2 protein-coding genes and 1 pseudogene are annotated in these 1,928 nt (G+C 41.6%); 2 read left to right on the plus strand and 1 reads right to left on the minus strand.

Features of this window, described 5'->3' with window-relative positions; genetic code table 11:
* Nucleotides 1-44: 44 nt before the first annotated feature.
* Complete coding sequence (locus ACYVTD_RS12085) at nucleotides 45-1,004, minus strand: pseudouridine synthase (RefSeq protein WP_461248009.1); 960 nt, start codon at nucleotides 1,002-1,004, stop codon at nucleotides 45-47.
* 75 nt (nucleotides 1,005-1,079) lie between these two features.
* Between ACYVTD_RS12085 and ACYVTD_RS12090 the strand changes: the two genes are divergently transcribed.
* Entirely contained in the window at nucleotides 1,080-1,553 is a 474-nt protein-coding gene (locus tag ACYVTD_RS12090) for a divergent PAP2 family protein (RefSeq protein WP_461248010.1), read from the plus strand.
* A gap of 9 nt (nucleotides 1,554-1,562) precedes the next feature.
* A pseudogene (locus ACYVTD_RS12095) lies at nucleotides 1,563-1,928 on the plus strand (hypothetical protein); the annotation flags it as partial.

Genomic DNA, 1,928 nt, shown 5'->3' on the forward strand with positions numbered 1-1,928 from the left:
CTTTAGTTTTTAGAATACACGATAACGGCTCCGCTTAGCGGAAGTTATTTGCCGCAGAGCATATCTTCGAATTTGCAAAGAACATTAAACGCACTTTGCGGATCTTTTTGAGATTGAAGCTCCGTTTGAAACTTGGGGATTTCTATAAGCTGTGCTAAATGTTTTAACAGTAAAAGATGTTCTTGCGTATCATCAATAGGGAAAATAAACATAAAAAGAAGATGAACAGGCTCTCCGTCCAAAGAATCATACTGTACGCCTTTTTGTGAAATACCAAGCGGATACCCGTGAAAAGCGGCTTGCGCTCGTATTTGATGCGTCCTTCCTGTGGCAATTTCCGCTTTGATTAACGTATAATTGCCGTCCGTCGCAAGAGGTGTTACTTTGGTAATTGCGGTTTTACCGCCGTCTGTATTTGTTTGCGATACAAAAGTTTTTTTCATTTCTTTGTCGCGGATAAGTTCATCTTGCCATGTTTCTTCTTTTTTTAATTCACCTTCTACAATAGCAAGGTAAGTTTTACGCACCTTATGTTCCCTCATTAAAGAGGTAAAAAGACGCGCTCCGTCTATGCTTGTGGAAAAAACAACAATTCCGCTTGATGGTTTGTCCAGTCTGTGCAAGGGACCGGGTTTAAACGACAGCGAAGGAGGTAGTTTTTCGGCGAGGTAAGAGAGAACCATATCATCTAGGCTGTTATGCCCGTGAACGGCGAGCCCCGCCGGTTTGTTAATCGCTATCAGTCCCTGTCCTTGCCATAGAATTTCAGGGGCGGGAAATTGACGGGCTGAAGGTTTGCGTATTTGCGTGTTTTCTAAAGAAGATATGGAAATCTTTACGCCGCTGTCAATGCGGTCTTGCGCCTTGCCTGGTTTGCCGTTTACAAGCACTTTTTTCTGGCGTAGGAGACGATGTATCAGCGGCAGAGGATAGTCCGCAAGCGCCTTGCGTAAAATTCTGTCCAATCTGCGCCCGCTGTCGTTTTCTCCTGTAACAAGTTCCATATATTCATTTATACCTTATTTTTATCAATATTTCATCCTATTGACAAAATTCGCATATTATCGGATCATATTATAATGACAGCGGCAGAACATATAAAGGCTTTATTAGCGAATAAAATATTTTTATCCACTGTTTCCAGTTTGTGTATAGCTCAAGTTTTAAAGTTGGTTTTTTATTTATTTACCAGTAAAAGCAGAAAAAAATTGGAAATGATAGAGACTATAATTTGGCGTACGGGCGGAATGCCTTCTAGCCATTCCGCGGCTGTATGCGCTCTTGCCACATCAGCGGGGATTTACGAGGGCATAGAGTCCAACTTTTTTGTTTTTTGTCTTGTCTTTGCCATGGTAGTTCTTCGTGATTCTTTGGGAGTTAGGAGGACTGCCGGTTTACAGGCAAAAGCGTTAAATAACCTTGGAAAGCAATCTGCAAAATTTACAGGTTTGGAATTTCGTTCGGTAAAAGAAATTCACGGACATACTCCGTTGGAAGTATTGGTCGGCTCATGCTTGGGCATTGCTATCACATTTTGTTTCTGGCTGTTTTAGGCATATGATATGTCTTTTTTTCGCTCCGTTTTACTTGCAAGCCTTGTTTCACTGTTAGCGGCTATATGTCTTCTTTTTTTAGGCTCCGCGATGGGTTACGAAGAATTCCGTAGCGGGTATGCCGTATTAACTACAGATGATGAAATCGACGACAAAGTTATTCGATCTCATTTGGAATCGGGGGAATTGTATTTTAGCGGACCCCCCATTTCCGAATCTTCGCAATGGGTTTTACTCGATGAATTTGATTCTGTAAAAAAAGTGCCCTTGGATCAATATTCGTTAAGGGTTTTTCCGTTTGATCCCCGCAATGACGGTTATGCCGATAAATTAAAAGAAGTATTTGTAAACGGCAAACCAGGCAAGGCGCAAGAC

This window comes from Treponema sp. R6D11, from assembly GCF_054786075.1.

Coding starts and splice junctions, on each gene's coding strand:
- ACYVTD_RS12085 (WP_461248009.1), bottom strand. CDS start 1,004: ATGGAACTTGTTACAGGAGAAAACGACAGCGGGCGCAGATTGGACAGA.
- ACYVTD_RS12090 (WP_461248010.1), top strand. CDS start 1,080: ATGACAGCGGCAGAACATATAAAGGCTTTATTAGCGAATAAAATATTT.